Origin of the sequence: Burkholderia sp. SRS-W-2-2016 (assembly GCF_001931485.1) — a bacterium.
Lineage (GTDB): Bacteria > Pseudomonadota > Gammaproteobacteria > Burkholderiales > Burkholderiaceae > Paraburkholderia.
Genome location: NZ_MSDV01000037.1, coordinates 1 through 16,380, shown reverse-complemented (window position 1 = coordinate 16,380; position 16,380 = coordinate 1). Strand labels below are relative to the sequence as shown.

Sequence of the window (16,380 nt, the reverse complement as noted above, 5' to 3'; positions counted from 1 at the left end):
GGCAGCGCGACGGCAAAGTCGGACATTATACCGGCGCGGCGGCGGGCTTCCGCAGGGATTCGAGGCGGGGTGTGGCGAAGGTGAGGGGCGTGGCGGCGCTGTGAGATGGGCCGTGCAGATGCGAGGGGAGCGCGATGAGGCGCGGTGGGGACGCTATCGGGCTGGCGCCCGTCCGGCACGCGCAGCCCTTCCGATGAAGAAGCCGCGCGCGCCGCGGTGAGGATGCGCGCGCGGCTCAACTGCGCAACGCGCGCGCAACGACCGCGGTACTTACTGCGCGGCCTGCGGCTTGTTCGACAGCGCGAGTCGCAGCAGATCGGCGACCGTGTTGACGTTCAGCTTTTCCATGATGTTCGCGCGATGCGCTTCGACCGTCTTGATGCTGATCCCGAGGTCGTCGGCGATCTGCTTGTTCAGGCGGCCGGCGATGATCCGCTCGAGCACCTGATGCTCGCGCGCGGTCAGCTTGCCCAGCCGCTCGGCGGCGGCGCGCTGCTGCTGGACGCTGCTGCTTTCGCTGCGTGCCTTGTCGAGCATGCGTTCGACCAGCTTGCGCAGTTCGGCTTCGTCGAACGGCTTCTCGATGAAGTCCATCGCGCCTTTCTTCATCGTCGAGACCGCCATCGGCACGTCGCCGTGGCCGGTCACGAAGATGATCGGCAGCAGCGTGTTGTCGGCGATCAGGCGCTCCTGCAGCTCGAGCCCGCTCATGCCGGACATCCGCACGTCGAGGATCAGGCACGCGATCTGGCCCGGATGCTGGTGCGGCTGCCATGCGTCGAGGAACTGCTCGGCGCTCGAAAAGCACTGCACGCGGTAGCCGTTCGCCTCCAGCAGCCAGCGCAGCGAATCTCGCACGGCCTCGTCGTCGTCGACGACAAAGACGGTTTCCTGTGTGGTGACTGGGCTGTTCATAGCTCTCCCGTAACGGTTTGTGGTGTCGGCGCCTCGGACCCGCCGTTGCTCGGGCCGTCAGGCTCCCCAATGGGCAGACTGCAATGGAAGGTGGCGCCTGTGATGTGGCCGTCGGATTCGACGTTGTTGACCACCCACAGACGGCCGCGGTGCGATTCGATAATCGAACGGCAAATGTTCAGCCCCATGCCCATACCATCGGACTTGGTGCTGTAAAACGGTTCGAACAGGCGCTCGGCGGTTGCTTCGTCGACGCCCGGCCCCTGGTCGACGACGCTGATGCAGACAAAGCCGCCCTCGAGCCGCACGACCACCCGGATCACCGGATCGACCGCGTTCGGGCGGGCCTCGGCCATCGCCTCGGCGCCGTTCTTCAGCAGGTTGACCAGCACCTGCTCGATCAGCACCGGATCGACGTAGATCACCGGCAGGCGCGAGCGCAGATCGGTGACGATGCGAATCCGCCGCTTGCGTGCCTCGATCTCGGCGAGCCCGACCGCGTCCGCGACGATATCGGCGACGCGGGTCGCCTGGCGCTTCGGCTCGCTGCGCTTCACGAACTCGCGGATGCGCTTGATGATCATGCCGGCGCGCACCGCCTGCTGCGCGGTCTTTTCGAGCACGGGCAACAGGTTGTCGGGCGTCGTCCGACCGGATTTAACCAGTGCGACGGTCCCGGAGCAATAGTTGTTGATCGCGGCGAGCGGCTGATTCAGTTCGTGCGCGAGCGACGAGGCCATTTCGCCCATTGTCATCAGGCGGCTGGTGAACTGCAGCTTTTCGTCCTGCTGGCGCGACAGCTCCTGCGCCTGCTTGCGGGTCGTGATGTCGGTCGCGATCTGCATCTGCGCGAGATGGCCGTCGACCCACTGAATGTACTGGCGACGCACCTCGAACCATTTCTGGATGCCGGGGATATAGATTTCCTGCGCGTCGGCGGTGCTTTCGGTCAGCGCGGCGGCGGGCAGGCCGACATAGGTGTCGACCATGTCGATCGAATCGGACGACGCCTGCGAGCTGTCGAAACCGCCGCCCGCCAGTTCCAGATGGCCGTCCGGGCGAATCCCGAACAGGTGGCGGTAGTAGCGGTTCGCGAACAGCAGCTCGGCTTCGTCGGCGGCCAGCACGGAGACCGCCGCGTCGAGGCTTTCGAGCACGGTCGTGAAGCGCTCGTGGGCGGCGGCCAGTTCCTCGCGCGCGCGCTTCGGCTCGGTGATGTCGGTCATCGACGACATCCAGCCGGTCTGACGCCCCGAGCTGTCGATCAGCGGCGACACGTAGAGCCGCGCGTGGAAGGTCGAACTGTCCTTGCGGCGCACCCGCAACTCGAAGCCGGACGACGGCGCCTTGCCGCGCAGCGTCATGTCGAGCTGGCGCTGCATTTCCGGGTACGCGTCGCGCGGCCAGTACGCGAACGGCGCGCTCTTGCCGACGAGGTCGCTTTCATCCCAGCCGGTCATCCGGCAGAACGCCGGGTTCACGTGAGTGATGCGCCCGTGCATGTCGAGCACGCGCATGCCGATCAGCACCGAGTTTTCCATCGCGCGGCGGAAGAACGCTTCCGCGTACAGCGCCTGCTGCGCCTCGAAGCGCTGGCGGGTGTGTTTCCACAAACTCCACAGGCTCCACAGCACGAAGCAGGAGAGACCGGCGACCAGCCACACCAGCGTGTTGTTGGTGAAGTTGGTGATTTGCGGGAACGCGTACACGCGCACCGAAATGCCCTGGCCGGGCGGATCGAGCGGCAGGTCGTAGAACATGTCGCGCGGCAGGCGCGGGCGGGTCGACGTGGTGGTCAACTCGCGGTTGTTCACGTCGATGATCGAGATCTTGTATTTGGCCGACAGCTCGGGCGGGATATCGCGCTTCAGGATCCCTTCGACCGAGAACACCGCGGCGATCGTGCCGAGGAATTCGCGGTCGCGGAAGATCGGGGTTTGCAGCGTGATGAAGCCGTTGCCGAGGTCGTCGTAGATGAGCGGCGAATACACTTGGCGGCGGGTGTTGCGCGCTTCCGCGAAACCGGACTTGACCGCTTCGTCCATCTGCGCGTCGTTCGGGCGCGCGAGCCGCTGGCCCAGCACCGGCGGCGCCGCGTTCGGCCAGCGCGGCTGCTGCTGGCCGGTATACCAGTTCATGTAGAGGATTTCGGGGTGCCCCTGCATGATGTCCGTGGTGCTGACCTCGAACGAATGCTGGTCCGCATGGCCGGCGGCGAGATCCCGCGCGAGCGCCTGAATCTGTTCCTGCGCGCCGGTCATCGACAGGCGGATCTGCTGCTGCGCCCATGCCACGTTGCGGTACAGCGTGTCTTCCTGCTGTTGCTGCTCGCGCCGGTTCAGACTCCACAGAATCAGGCTCATGACGACCAGGAAAACCAGGATCGACAGCAGCGGCGTCAGCAAATACGAATTGGACCACCATGGGCCATGGTGCCAGCGAGGAGACGGCGACGAATCCGCTGGCGAACCGGCGGTGCGCGCCGAGCGTGAGAAAAGCCGTTCGGTCAACATGCGTGGCATTGTAGCGCAGCACGTCCCTGACAAATGACGCAAAAAAGCACGGAAAGTATCGTTAATCGGCGCAAACTAGCCGACTGATTCGTCGATTAGCAGTCAAATCAGGTTGCAGTGCAGCAATTTTCCGCATTATGAGAATCGATCTCGTAATTTGAAAATTTCCTTGCGCGGACGTCGGGACCCTTATTACAATCGGCCGGAGCTGCCGCGGTCGTTACTGCGTTCCGCGTGGTCTGTTCAAAGTGCGTTCCCCATACCCAGGAGACGAGCATGTCCGCTGTACCCGACGAAGTCATGAAATATGTCGCCGCCGAGAAAGACGACGATCCCCAGGAAACCGGCGAATGGCTGGAAGCGCTGGATGGCGTGATTTCTGCTGTTGGCCCTGACCGTGCCCACTACCTGATCGAGAAGCAGATCGAATTCGCGCGCGTGCATGGCGAACATCTGCCGTTCTCCGCCAACACCCCGTACATCAACACGATTCCCGTCGCGCGCCAGGCGAAAAACCCCGGCGACCAGGACATCGAACACCGGATCCGCTCGTACACCCGCTGGAATGCAATGGCGATGGTGCTGCGCGCCGGCAAGGAAACCAACGTCGGCGGCCACATCGCGTCGTTCGCGTCGGCCGCCACGCTGTACGACGTCGGCTACAACCACTTCTGGCATGCGCCGTCGGCAGAGCATGGCGGCGACCTCGTGTTCGTGCAGGGTCACTCGTCGCCGGGCGTCTACTCGCGCGCGTTCCTGCTCGGCCGCCTGACCGACAAGCAGCTCGACAACTTCCGTCAGGAAGTCGGCGGCGAGGGCATCTCGTCGTATCCGCATCCGTGGCTGATGCCGGACTTCTGGCAGTTCCCGACCGTGTCGATGGGTCTCGGCCCGATCATGGCGATCTACCAGGCGCGCTTCATGAAGTACCTGCAGGCGCGCGGCATCGCGAAGACCGACGGACGCAAGGTCTGGGCCTTCCTCGGCGACGGCGAAACGGACGAGCCGGAATCGCTCGGCGCGATCGGCATGGCCGGCCGCGAGCGTCTGGACAACCTCGTGTTCGTGATCAACTGCAACCTGCAGCGCCTCGACGGTCCGGTGCGCGGTAACGGCAAGATCATCCAGGAACTCGAAAGCGAATTCCGCGGCGCCGGCTGGAATGTCATCAAGGTGATCTGGGGCAGCCGCTGGGACGCATTGTTCCAGCGCGACAAGTCGGGCGCGCTGATGCGCCGGATGATGGAAGTCGTCGACGGCGAGTACCAGACCTACAAGTCGGAGTCGGGCGCGTTCGTGCGCGAGCACTTCTTCAACACGCCGGAACTGAAGGCGCTGGTCGCCGACTGGTCCGACGACGACATCTGGAATCTGAACCGCGGCGGTCACGATCCGCACAAGATCTACGCGGCATTCACCGAAGCATCGAACTCGCAGGGCCAGCCGACCGTCATCCTCGCGAAGACGATCAAGGGCTACGGGATGGGCGAAGCCGGTCAGGCGATGAACATCACCCACCAGCAGAAGAAGATGCAGGTGGAGCAGCTGAAGAAATTCCGCGACCAGTTCCGTCTGCCGATCACCGACGAGCAGATCGTCGACGTGCCGTACCTGACGTTCGAAGAAGGCTCGAAGGAGCTCGAGTACATGCGCCAGAAGCGCATGGACCTCGGCGGCTATCTGCCGGCGCGTCGCCAGAAGGCCGACTCGCTGCCGGTGCCGGAACTGTCGGCATTCGATCCGCTGCTCAAGGGCACCGGCGAAGGCCGCGAGATCTCCACGACGATGGCGTTCGTGCGGATCCTGAACATCCTGCTCAAGGACAAGGCGCTCGGCAAGCGCGTCGTGCCGATCGTGCCGGACGAGTCGCGTACCTTCGGTATGGAAGGCCTGTTCCGCCAGATCGGTATCTGGAATCAGGACGGCCAGAAGTACGTGCCGGAAGATTCCGACCAGCTGATGTTCTACCGTGAGTCGGAAACCGGTCAGATCCTGCAGGAAGGCATCAACGAAGCCGGCGGCATGGCCGACTGGATCGCAGCCGCGACGTCGTACTCGACGCACGGCGAGATCATGATCCCGTTCTACATCTTCTACTCGATGTTCGGCTTCCAGCGCATCGGCGACCTCGCATGGGCGGCGGGCGACATGCGTTCGCGCGGCTTCCTGCTGGGCGGCACCGCGGGCCGCACGACGCTGAACGGCGAAGGTCTGCAGCACGAAGACGGCCACTCGCTGCTGTGGGCCGCTTCGGTGCCGAACTGCATCAGCTACGACCCGACGTTCGGTTACGAACTCGCGGTCATCATGCAGGACGGTCTGCGCCGCATGGTCGCGGAGCAGGAGGACGTGTACTACTACGTCACGGTGATGAACGAGAACTACGAGCACCCGGCGATTCCGCAGGGCGACACCGTAGCCGCGGACATCATCAAGGGCATGTACTCGTTCCGCAAGGTCAGCGCCGACAAGAAGGCGCCGCACGTGCAGCTGATGGGCGCGGGCACGATCTTCAACGAAGTGATCGCCGCCGCCGACCTGCTGAAGAACGACTGGGGCGTCAACGCCGATCTGTGGAGCGTGCCGAGCTTCACCGAACTGGCGCGCGAAGGTCACGAAGTGCAGCGCTTCAACCTGCTGCACCCGACCGAAGAGAAGAAGCTCTCGCACGTCGAGAAGCTGCTCAAGGATGCGCCGGGCCCGGTGATCGCGTCGACCGACTACGTGCGCGCGCTGACCGAGCAGATCCGCGCGTTCGTGCCGCAACGCTTCGTCGTGCTGGGCACCGACGGCTATGGCCGCTCGGACACGCGTGAAAAGCTGCGTCACTTCTTCGAAGTCGATCGCTACTGGGTCACGGTCGCCGCGCTCAACGCGCTGGCGGACGAAGGCACGATCGAACGCAAGGTGGTCGCCGAGGCGCTCAAGAAGTACAACCTTGATCCCGCCAAACCCAACCCGATGACCGTCTAAGGCATCACCCGTGTGCCATGTCGCACACGTCCGCTCCTCGAACCGGGGGGCGGGCGGCGTGCGCGGCCCAGGAGACACTAACAATGAGTCAAGCGATCGAAGTCAAGGTGCCGGACATCGGCGATTACAAGGACATTCCTGTGATCGAGGTGCTGGTGAAGGCGGGTGATACCGTCGAGAAAGAGCAATCGCTCGTTACGCTGGAATCGGACAAGGCGACGATGGACGTGCCGAGTTCGGCGGCCGGCGTCGTCAAGGAAGTGAAGGTCAAGGTCGGCGACAACGTGTCGGAAGGCTCGCTGATCGTCGTGCTGGAAGCCGCGGGTGCGGCGGCTCCCGCCCCGGCACCGGCTGCCGCTGCGGCGCCTGCCGCGGCTCCGGCCGCCGCGCCCGCGGCGGGCGGCGGTACCCAGGAAGTCAAGGTCCCGGATATCGGCGACTACAAAGACATTCCCGTGATCGAGATCGCGGTGAAGGTCGGCGATCGGGTCGAGAAAGAGCAGTCGCTCGTCACGCTCGAATCCGACAAGGCGACGATGGACGTGCCGAGCTCGGCCGCCGGCGTCGTCAAGGAAGTGAAGGTCAAGGTTGGCGATACGGTGTCGGAAGGCTCGGTCATCGTCGTGATCGAAGCGGAAGGCGGCGCCGCGGCACCGGCTCCGGCCGCCGCGCCGAAGCAGGCAGAGAAGCCGTCCGACGCACCGGTCGCGCCGACCCCGGCACCGGCCGCGCCGTCCGCGCTCGCGCAGGCGCCGCTGATCCCGGCCGGCGAGGGCGGTTCGCGCCATCCGAGCCACGCGTCGCCGTCGGTGCGCAAGTTCGCGCGCGAACTCGGCGTCGACGTCGGTCAGGTCAAGGGCACGGGTCCGAAGGGCCGTATCACCCAGGCCGACGTGACCGCGTTCGTGAAGGGCGTGATGACCGGCCAGCGCGCCGCGCCGGCTGGTGCCGCGCCGGCCGCGGGCGGTGGTGGCGAGCTGAACCTGCTGCCGTGGCCGAAGGTCGACTTCACGAAGTTCGGTCCGGTCGATCCGAAGCCGTTGTCGCGCATCAAGAAGATCTCCGGCGCGAATCTGCACCGCAACTGGGTGATGATCCCGCACGTCACGAACAACGACGAAGCGGACATCACCGAGCTCGAAGCGCTGCGTGTGAAGCTGAACAAGGAAAACGAAAAGGCGGGCGTGAAGTTCACGATGCTCGCGTTCGTGATCAAGGCCTGCGTCGCGGCCCTGAAGAAATTCCCGACCTTCAACGCCAGCCTCGACGGCGATAACCTGGTGTTCAAGCAGTACTACCACATCGGTTTCGCGGCGGACACGCCGAACGGCCTCGTGGTGCCGGTGATCCGCGACGCGGACAAGAAGGGTTTGATCGACATCGCGAAGGAAATGGCCGATCTGTCGAAGGCCGCGCGCGAGGGCAAGCTCAAGCCGGACCAGATGCAGGGCGGCTGCTTCTCGATCTCGTCGCTGGGCGGGATCGGCGGCACGCATTTCACGCCGATCATCAACGCGCCTGAAGTCGCGATTCTCGGTCTGTCGCGCAGCGCGATGAAGCCGGTGTGGGACGGCAAGCAGTTCGTGCCGCGCCTGACGATGCCGCTGTCGCTGTCGTATGACCATCGCGTGATCGATGGGGCGGAAGCGGCGCGCTTCAATGCGTACCTGGGTGCGATTCTTGCCGATTTCCGGCGTGTGATTCTTTGACCGGCTGGTGAGCTGTAACGGCGCGGGTGCGGATCGTTTCGACTGATCCGCGTCGCGCCGTCCGCGCATTCGCGCGTGTTGCGCTCCGCAGGGGGCGCGACTCATCACCGATCAACAGGAGAAGGGGACACTATGAGTCTCGTCGAAGTAAAAGTGCCGGACATCGGTGACTTCAAGGACGTCGACGTCATCGAAGTCAATATCAAACCGGGCGACACCATCGAGAAAGAGCAGTCGCTGCTGACGCTCGAATCCGACAAGGCGTCGATGGAAGTGCCGAGCGATACCGCCGGCACCGTCAAGGAAGTGCGCATCAAGCCGGGCGACAAGGTCTCGCAGGGCACGGTGATCGCGCTGGTCGAGGCAGCGGCTGGCGGCGCGGCCGCCGCGGCTCCGGCGCCGGCTCCCGCCGCAGCGCCCGCGCCCGCTGCCGCACCGAAGGCCGCGGCGCCCGCGCCGCAAGCCGGCAGCTATGCGGGCGGCGCCGATATCGAATGCGACATGCTGGTGCTCGGTTCGGGCCCCGGCGGCTATTCGGCTGCGTTCCGCTCCGCCGACCTCGGCATGAAGACCGTGCTGGTCGAGCGTTATTCGACGCTCGGCGGCGTGTGTCTGAACGTCGGCTGTATTCCGTCGAAGGCGCTGCTGCACACCGCGCTCGTGATCGACGAAGCGGCGGATCTGGCGTCGCACGGCATCACGTTCGGCAAGCCGCAGATCGATCTCGACAAGCTGCGCGACTTCAAGTCGGGCGTCGTCAAGAAGCTGACCGGCGGTCTCGCCGGCATGGCGAAGGCGCGCAAGGTCGAAGTGGTCGTCGGTACCGGTTCGTTCGTCGATCCGTACCACATGGAAGTGCAGGGCGAGGGCGGCAAGAAGGTCGTCAAGTTCAAGCAGGCGATCATCGCCGCGGGTTCGGAAGCGGTGAAGCTGCCGTTCATTCCGCAAGATCCGCGTGTGGTGGATTCGACCGGCGCGCTCGAACTGCGCCAGATTCCGCAACGCATGCTGGTGATCGGCGGCGGCATCATCGGTCTGGAAATGGCGACCGTCTACTCGACGCTCGGCGCGCAGATCGACGTGGTCGAAATGCTCGACGGCCTGATGGCCGGCGCGGACCGCGATCTGGTCAAGGTCTGGGAGAAGTACAACAGCAAGCGTTTCGCCAACGTGATGCTGAAGACCAAGACCACCGCGGCCGAAGCGAAGGACGACGGCATCTACGTGACGTTCGAGGGTGAAAAAGCGCCGGCCGAACCGCAGCGCTACGACCTCGTGCTGGTGGCGGTCGGCCGTACGCCGAACGGCAAGCGCATCGGCGCGGACAAGGCCGGTGTCGCGGTGACCGATCGCGGCTTCATCGACGTCGACAAGCAGCAGCGCACCAACGTGCCGCACATCTTCGCGATCGGCGACATCGTCGGTCAGCCGATGCTCGCGCACAAGGCGGTGCACGAAGGTCACGTGGCGGCGGAAGCCGCGCATGGCGAGAAGGCGTACTTCGACGCGATGCAGATTCCGTCGGTTGCTTACACCGATCCGGAAGTGGCGTGGGCGGGCAAGACGGAAGACCAGCTGAAGGCCGAAGGTGTCAAGTTCGGCAAGGCGGTGTTCCCGTGGGCCGCATCGGGCCGCGCGATCGCCAACGGCCGCGACGAAGGCTTCACGAAGCTGCTGTTCGATGAGGAAACGCATCGCGTGATCGGCGGCGGTATCGTCGGTCTGAACGCGGGCGACCTGATCAGCGAAGTGTGCCTGGCGATCGAAATGGGCGCGGACGCGACGGATATCGGCAAGACGATCCATCCGCATCCGACGCTCGGCGAATCGGTCGGGATGGCCGCCGAGCTGTACGAAGGCGTCTGTACCGATCTGCCGCCGGTCAAGAAGAAGTAAAGCCAGCGGTTCCGCCTGCGTCGCGAGATACGGGCGGGGCAGGGCGGCAAATGCAAAACGGCGCGTTCCTTGCGGAGCGCGCCGTTTCTGTTTGGTGCGGTGTGTGCGTCTACGCGTGCGAACTCGGTTGCGAGTGCAGATGCCGGCCGGCGGACAAAAAAATCCCGGCGCGATGGCCGGGCAAACGATACGTCATTCGACGTATCGGAGCGTTCGGCCAATCACGCTGTATGAGCGGCAACGGCACGACGCTGTTGCTTGCGGTGACGCCGGCGCAGCGGCTGCGCTGGCTGGCGTAGAAACGACAACGCCAGGCCGAAGCCTGGCGTCGCGATGCCTGAACGCCGTAAAGCTTAGGCGGTCTTCTTGGCAGCGCGCGATGCTTGCGCAGCAGCTTGCGAAGCTGCCTTCGATGCGGCCGTTGCAGCTGCATTGAAGTTGCTTTCAGCGATTTCGACAGCCTGGCGGGTTGCCTTGTGGACCGTTTCGTACGTCGTGTTGGCGGCGGTGATAGCCGACTTCATCACGGCGACGGCGGTTTCCGAACCAGCCGGTGCGTTCTTCGCGACGTTTTCGACCAGAGCCTGGACCTTGCGGTTTTGCTCTTCGAATTGCGCTTCAGCGACGCGGGTGAATTCGCCTTGCGTTGCCGAGACGATTTCGTACACGTGACGGCCATACGACAGCGCCTTTTCGGCGACCGGCTGCGCGAGGCTCGCTTGCAGTGCCAGCAGTTCCTGCGCGTCCTTCACCGACAGCGCGCGCTGGGCGTTTTCCTGGCTTTCCGCCAGCGTCGACTTCACGACTTGCAGGTTCAGTTCAACCAGCTTTTCAACGCCTTCGAATGCCTTGGTCGTCAGACCGAACAGCGTTTCGAAGTTGGCTTTCTGGGCGGCGGCGAATTGTTCGGGGGTCAGCAGAGTCATCGTTTACGCTCCTGGATCGCGGTCGGTCTGTGCGGACCGCATTGGGTTGGTGGCGAGACGCAGTGGATCGTCTGCCCGGACCGCGATGTATTTGTGCATCGCAGCAATGGTTCCCATTTTAGGATGGTCACAAATAATGTCAAGCACTTTTTGTGCGCCGCACAATTCAGGGAAAACGCTAATAAAACAAGACCTTATGCAGTAGGCATGTCATACGGATGACAGGCGATGATTTTTTGTCGCACCGTTCCGGTGCGGGATAAAAGACTAGTTGGTGCGCGTGCCGGAAATTATTTTTCCCCACCAAAACGCATATGCAGGCAGGATAGCGTCTGGATGCTACGATTCGTCCCCTGAAAAAAGCCGTCATCACAAATTCGATGTAAACCACAAAGTGCTGCGGAACGTTAAGAAAGTGCGATAGTCGAACGCGCGTTAGCGACTTTCGGCAGACGCTTAACAGTGTGTGTCGCTTGCCCGCAACGCCTTCACCGCACGGCGGCGCGATACCCGCCGATGCACCGACCGTAGTTCCCCGGATCAAGGTTGTCTCGAAATTGCCGTTAAGCTGCAAGGATCTGCTCGATTCCATTGAGCGGCGGCAATAGCGAGGCATGGCTAGCGACGATCGCTTTTTTCGATCGATGCGCGGCACTTATTCGTGTTTTTACGATCGGAGCTTACAAGCCGGTTTAAGGAGCGCGTATAAGTGCTTCAAATTGCTAATTTTTCGTTGCTTTACTACACTTGCGGAAACCTCTCGCCGCTCCCTACTGAACACCCATGAAAACCGACATGTTTTCGTCGCTAAAAGTGCTCCACGGCGCGGCGCGCAACACCGCTCTGTCGGTGGCCGTGTCGCTGGCCGTCGCGGCAGCGTTCGCCGCGCCGGTCGACACTTTTGCAGCCACTTCTGCTGCAACCGCAAAAACCACCAAACACACGAAGGCCGCCAAAAAGGCAGCCCCGGCCACGGCTCCCGCGAAGGTGTCGAGCCGGGCCGCGAAGGCCGGCAAGAGCGCGGCCGTGAAAGCGGCCGCCGCCGATGACGACGCGCCGCGTGCCGGCGCCAAGCGCAAGCGCGTGTCGTTTACCGCCGCCAATGGCCGTCACCATTCGGCGGTGCGCCGGGTCGCGTACGAGCCGCGTCCGCCGACGGTCGGCCAGGCGTTCGGCCTGCACGACACGCCGGACGCGCTGATGCTGCGTTCGAGCGTCGCCTACGTGATCGACCAGAACACCGGCGAGCCGCTGTTCGACAAGAACTCGCACGCGGTGGTGCCGATCGCCTCGATCACGAAACTGATGACCGCGATGGTCGTGCTCGATTCGAAAGAGCCGATGACCGACCAGATCGAAGTCACCGACGAAGACCGCGACTACGAGAAGAACACCGGCTCGCGTCTGTCGGTCGGCTCGGTGCTGTCGCGCGAAGACATGCTGCATATCGCGCTGATGGCGTCGGAGAACCGCGCGGCGGCGTCGTTGTCGCGCTACTACCCGGGCGGCCGTCCGGCCTTCCTCGCGGCGATGAACGCGAAGGCGAGGCAACTCGGCATGACCGACACGCACTTCGAGAACTCGACCGGGTTGACGAGCCAGAACGTGTCGAGCGCGCGCGATCTGGTGAAGATGGTCAACGCGGCGTATCAATATCCGCTGATCCGCAAGTTCTCGACCGATCACAGCTACGAGGTGTACACCGGCAAGCGCTCGCTCGCTTACAACAGCACGAACGCGCTGGTGCGTAATCCGACGTGGGACATCGGTCTGCAGAAGACCGGCTTCATCAACGAAGCGGGCGAGTGTCTCGTGATGCAGGCGACCATCCACGGCCGGCCGACGGTCATGGTGCTGCTCGATTCGTCCGGCAAGTATTCGCGCTTCGCCGATGCGACGCGTCTGCGCACGTGGCTCGACAACGGCGGCGGCGAGCAACCGCGCATCACCAGCGCCGATGCCGGCGGCGCGGGGACCTGAAGCCTGCAGGTTCGGTAGCCGTAAAAGAAAAAGCCTCGCGGATGCGAGGCTTTTTTTATGCCGCCGGCAGGGGCGGAATGAGCGGGGCGCCGGTCACGAATGGTGGCTATGTCCGTGCCCGTGCCCGTGACCATGCCCATGATCCTGCTGCGGCTGGGGCCGATAGCCGAGCGATTCCGAAATCATCAGCGCGGTCTGGCTCAGCTGGCCCAGCCACGAATCCTGCAGACGGTCGGCCGGCGCCGACAGCGACAGACCCGCGACCAGCTTGCCGGTGTCGTCGTAGATGCCGGCGGCGATGCAGCGCACGCCGAGTTCGAGCTCTTCGTTATCGCGCGCGCAGGCCTGCTGGCGCACGTGCGACAGCTCGCGTTCGAGCTTGGCCAGATCGGTGATGCTGTTTTGCGTGTGACCCGACAGGCCGGTGCGCGTCGCGTACGCGCGCACGCGGGTCGCTTCGTCGGCGGCGAGGAACAGCTTGCCGACCGAGGTCAGGTGCAGCGGCGCGCGGCCGCCGATCGCCCGCACCACCTGCATGCCCGAGCGCTCCGAATACGCGCGCTCGATATAGACGATTTCGTCGCCCTGACGGACCGACAGATTGACGGTCTGGCCGGTCTGCCGATGCAGCTCGCGCATCGGCGTGAGCGCCGCGTCGCGGACCGACAGACGCGCCTTGACCAGATTGCCGAGTTCGAGCAGGCGCATGCCGAGACGGTAGGTGCCCGGATCCGACCGGTCGACCAGCCGGCACATCACCATGTCGTTCAGGATGCGGTGCGCGGTGGACGGGTGCAGTTCCGTGCGGAGGGCCAGCTCTTTCAGGCTGACCGGGTCGCTATGCGCCGCCAGTGCATCGAGCAGGCGCATCATGCGTTCGATCACCTGGATCGAAGTTTTGGGATCCGGGTTGGTATCGCTCATATGAGAATCGGTGGATGCGTCAAACAGCGAAAACTGATTGTATCTCGTATGGTGAAAAAAGCGAACGCGGTCGAAGGGTGCTTCGAATCCGCGTGAGCCGCGTCCTATGCCGTTCGGCCGTTGGTATTGCCGCGCCAAACAGCGGATAATCAGGCAAGTTTCCCCGAAGGAGGGCTCATGCGAGTCGGATTGTTCGTTACCTGCCTGATCGACCTGATGCGGCCCGAAATTGGTTTTTCGGTCATCAAGCTGATCGAAGGCGCCGGCTTCGAGGTCGTCGTGCCGCCCGCGCAAACCTGCTGCGGGCAGCCCGCGTACAACTCGGGCGACCGCCCCCTCGCACGCGATCTCGCCGAAAAAACGCTGCGCGAATTCGAACAGTTCGACTACGTGGTGGTCCCGTCCGGTTCGTGCGGCGGGATGATCCGCGCGCACTACGGCGATCTGTTCGGCGACGATCCCGAGCTGATGAACCGCTTCGGCCGCTTGCGCGCGAAGGTGTTCGAGCTGACCGATTTCCTCGTCAACGTCGCGAAGGTACAGCTGCAGCCGGGCGAGTTCGCCGGGCAGGTGACCTATCACGACTCGTGCTCCGGCTTGCGCGAACTCGGCGTGAAGAAGCAGCCGCGCGAGTTGCTCGCGCAGGTCGGCGTCGCGGTGACCGAGATGAAGGGCTGCGAGCATTGCTGCGGCTTCGGCGGCACGTTCGCGGTCAAATACGGCGATATCTCGACCGCGATCGTCGACGAAAAATGCGCGAACATCGCGGCGAGCGGCGCGGGCACCGTGGTGCTCGGCGACCTCGGCTGCATGCTCAATATCGAAGGGCGGCTGCGCCGCAACGGCGATTCGACCACCCGCGTGCTGCACATTGCGCAGGTGCTGGCCGGCGACGTGTAATCCCGCGCTCCGATCCGACTCCCTCAAGGCTGCCATGCAGATTCAATCGATGCAGTTCAAGGCTCGCGCCGGTCAGAAGCTCGCCGACCAGCGCCTGCAACAGAACCTGACCAAGCTGTCCACCAAGTTCGTGTCGGCGCGCGCGGACGCGATGACCGCGATCGACTTTCCGGCGACGCGCGCCGCGTTGAAGGAGCGCCGCAATCGCGCGCTCGACAATCTGGACGTATGGCTGGAAACCTTCGAGCGCGAGGCGACCCGGCGCGGCGTGACCGTGCTGTTCGCCGAGAGCACCCAGGACGCCGCGCGGCTGGTTGGCGAGATCGCGAGCCGGCACGACGTGAAGAAGGTGATCAAGACCAAGTCGATGGTCACCGAGGAAATGCGCCTGAACGAAGTGCTTGGGCAGATGGGCGTGCAGTCGATCGAAACCGATCTCGGCGAATACATTCTGCAGATCAACGACAACGAGCCGCCGAGCCACATCATCGCGCCGGTCGTGCACAAGGATAAGGACGAGATCGCCGACCTGTTCGCGAAGACCCACGGCCGGCCGCGTCTGACCGAGATCCCCGACATGACGCGCGAGGCGCGCGAAATGCTGCGCCCGCATTTTCTGAGTGCGGACATGGGCGTGACCGGCGGCAACTTCATCGTCGCGGAAACGGGCTCGGTGGTGGTCGTGACGAACGAGGGCAACGAAGGCATGTGCACGGTGATGCCGCGCGTGCACGTGGCGGTGACCGGCATCGAGAAGGTGCTGCCCACTCTGGAGGATCTCGCGACCGCGATGCGTCTGCTGCCGCGCTCGGCGACCGGTCAGGCGACCTCGAACTATTTCTCGATGCTGACCGGGCCGCGCGGCGCGGGCGATCAGGACGGGCCCGAGCATATGTATGTGGTGCTGGTCGACGGTGGGCGCACCGGGCTGATCGGCGGCGACTTTCAGGAGATGCTGCGCTGCATCCGCTGCGGCGCTTGCATGAATCATTGCCCGGTGTATCAGAAGGTCGGCGGCCATGCGTACGGCTGGGTCTATCCGGGGCCGATGGGCTCGGTGCTGACGCCGAGCTATGTCGGCATCGACAAGGCGCTCGACCTGCCGCAGGCCGCGACGCTGTGCGGCGAATGCAATAGCGTGTGTCCGGTCGGCATTCCGCTGTCGGATCTGTTGCGCAAGCTGCGCGAGAAACAGATGGAGCGACGTCTGCGGCCGTGGAAGGAGCGGGCGGGCCTCGCGCTGTGGGGCTGGTTCGCGTTACATCCGGATGCCTATGCGCTCGTGACCAAACTGGCGGTGCGGGTGCTGGAGCGCATGGGCGGGAGCAAGCGGTCGATCGCGAAACTGCCGCTCGGCGGCGCGGGCTGGACCAATACGCGCGAGATGCCGGCGCCGGTCGGACGAACTTTCAGGGAGCTGTATGCGGCGCAGCGCAGCCATATCGGCTGAGCGGGCGGTTCGGGTGGGAATGGTTTGAACGGCGGCGCGTGAGCGCGAAGCCGGTGAGGCGAGTGAGTGAGGCGAGTGAAACGGGCGGGGGGGGGGGGGGGGGGGGGGGGCCGCGGCGGGGGGGGGGGGGGGGGGGGGGGGGGGGCCGCGCGGGGGGGGGGGGCGCGGGGGGGGGGGGGGGGGGGGGGGGGGGG

Annotated in this window: 10 protein-coding genes; 6 read left to right on the top strand and 4 right to left on the bottom strand. The window is 64.4% G+C overall.

All coding sequences use genetic code 11. The features are described from left to right. Window positions 1-270: 270 nt before the first annotated feature. Both fixJ and fixL read right to left on the bottom strand, forming a co-directional pair. Window positions 271-915, bottom strand: coding sequence for an oxygen response regulator transcription factor FixJ (gene fixJ / locus BTH42_RS16860; RefSeq protein WP_075301399.1), 645 nt, complete (start codon window positions 913-915; stop codon window positions 271-273). Next, window positions 912-3,428 (bottom strand): oxygen sensor histidine kinase FixL, encoded by a 2,517-nt coding sequence (gene fixL / locus BTH42_RS16855; RefSeq protein ID WP_075301397.1) that lies wholly within the window; start codon window positions 3,426-3,428, stop codon window positions 912-914. The genes fixJ and fixL overlap by 4 nt, the downstream gene beginning before the upstream one ends. A gap of 276 nt (window positions 3,429-3,704) precedes the next feature. Here fixL and aceE point away from each other — a divergent pair, with 276 nt between their 5' ends. The 3 genes from aceE to lpdA all read left to right on the top strand — a co-directional run bounded on the left by aceE (window position 3,705) and on the right by lpdA (window position 10,006). Continuing rightward, the gene (gene aceE / locus BTH42_RS16850) at window positions 3,705-6,401 is read left to right on the top strand and encodes a pyruvate dehydrogenase (acetyl-transferring), homodimeric type (protein WP_075301395.1); all 2,697 of its coding nucleotides are present in this window, start codon (window positions 3,705-3,707) and stop codon (window positions 6,399-6,401) included. Window positions 6,402-6,484: 83 nt separating this feature from the next. Then, entirely contained in the window at window positions 6,485-8,110 is a 1,626-nt protein-coding gene (gene aceF / locus BTH42_RS16845; protein ID WP_075301393.1) for a dihydrolipoyllysine-residue acetyltransferase, read from the top strand. A gap of 132 nt (window positions 8,111-8,242) precedes the next feature. Continuing rightward, window positions 8,243-10,006 (top strand): dihydrolipoyl dehydrogenase, encoded by a 1,764-nt coding sequence (gene lpdA, locus BTH42_RS16840; RefSeq protein ID WP_075301391.1) that lies wholly within the window; start codon window positions 8,243-8,245, stop codon window positions 10,004-10,006. A 353-nt stretch (window positions 10,007-10,359) separates the two neighbouring features. Here lpdA and BTH42_RS16835 read toward each other — a convergent pair whose 3' ends face one another. Next, entirely contained in the window at window positions 10,360-10,932 is a 573-nt protein-coding gene (locus BTH42_RS16835) for a phasin family protein (protein ID WP_075301389.1), read from the bottom strand. Between the two features lie 783 nt (window positions 10,933-11,715). Here BTH42_RS16835 and pbpG point away from each other — a divergent pair. Next, window positions 11,716-12,912 carry a D-alanyl-D-alanine endopeptidase gene (gene pbpG / locus BTH42_RS16830; RefSeq protein ID WP_075301387.1) on the top strand — a complete coding sequence of 399 codons (1,197 nt, stop codon included), beginning with the start codon at window positions 11,716-11,718 and terminating at the stop codon, window positions 12,910-12,912. Window positions 12,913-13,005: 93 nt separating this feature from the next. Here the strand turns inward: pbpG and BTH42_RS16825 are convergent, their stop codons facing one another. Continuing rightward, window positions 13,006-13,836 (bottom strand): IclR family transcriptional regulator, encoded by an 831-nt coding sequence (locus BTH42_RS16825; protein WP_075301385.1) that lies wholly within the window; start codon window positions 13,834-13,836, stop codon window positions 13,006-13,008. A 177-nt stretch (window positions 13,837-14,013) separates the two neighbouring features. On the opposite strand from BTH42_RS16825, the gene BTH42_RS16820 reads away from it, so the two are divergent. Further along, window positions 14,014-14,736: a (Fe-S)-binding protein gene (locus tag BTH42_RS16820; protein WP_075301383.1), complete on the top strand. Its 723-nt coding sequence runs from the start codon at window positions 14,014-14,016 to the stop codon at window positions 14,734-14,736. A gap of 34 nt (window positions 14,737-14,770) precedes the next feature. Further along, window positions 14,771-16,186, top strand: a complete 1,416-nt coding sequence (locus BTH42_RS16815) for a lactate utilization protein B (protein WP_075301381.1) — start codon at window positions 14,771-14,773, stop codon at window positions 16,184-16,186. Window positions 16,187-16,380: the final 194 nt, after the last annotated feature.

Excerpts from the sequence above, each read along its gene's own strand:
- fixJ (WP_075301399.1), bottom strand. The coding sequence starts at position 915 with ATGAACAGCCCAGTCACCACACAGGAAACCGTCTTTGTCGTCGACGAC.
- BTH42_RS16835 (WP_075301389.1), bottom strand. The coding sequence starts at position 10,932 with ATGACTCTGCTGACCCCCGAACAATTCGCCGCCGCCCAGAAAGCCAAC.
- BTH42_RS16820 (WP_075301383.1), top strand. The coding sequence starts at position 14,014 with ATGCGAGTCGGATTGTTCGTTACCTGCCTGATCGACCTGATGCGGCCC.
- pbpG (WP_075301387.1), top strand. The coding sequence starts at position 11,716 with ATGAAAACCGACATGTTTTCGTCGCTAAAAGTGCTCCACGGCGCGGCG.
- aceE (WP_075301395.1), top strand. The coding sequence starts at position 3,705 with ATGTCCGCTGTACCCGACGAAGTCATGAAATATGTCGCCGCCGAGAAA.
- aceF (WP_075301393.1), top strand. The coding sequence starts at position 6,485 with ATGAGTCAAGCGATCGAAGTCAAGGTGCCGGACATCGGCGATTACAAG.
- fixL (WP_075301397.1), bottom strand. The coding sequence starts at position 3,428 with ATGTTGACCGAACGGCTTTTCTCACGCTCGGCGCGCACCGCCGGTTCG.
- BTH42_RS16815 (WP_075301381.1), top strand. The coding sequence starts at position 14,771 with ATGCAGATTCAATCGATGCAGTTCAAGGCTCGCGCCGGTCAGAAGCTC.
- BTH42_RS16825 (WP_075301385.1), bottom strand. The coding sequence starts at position 13,836 with ATGAGCGATACCAACCCGGATCCCAAAACTTCGATCCAGGTGATCGAA.
- lpdA (WP_075301391.1), top strand. The coding sequence starts at position 8,243 with ATGAGTCTCGTCGAAGTAAAAGTGCCGGACATCGGTGACTTCAAGGAC.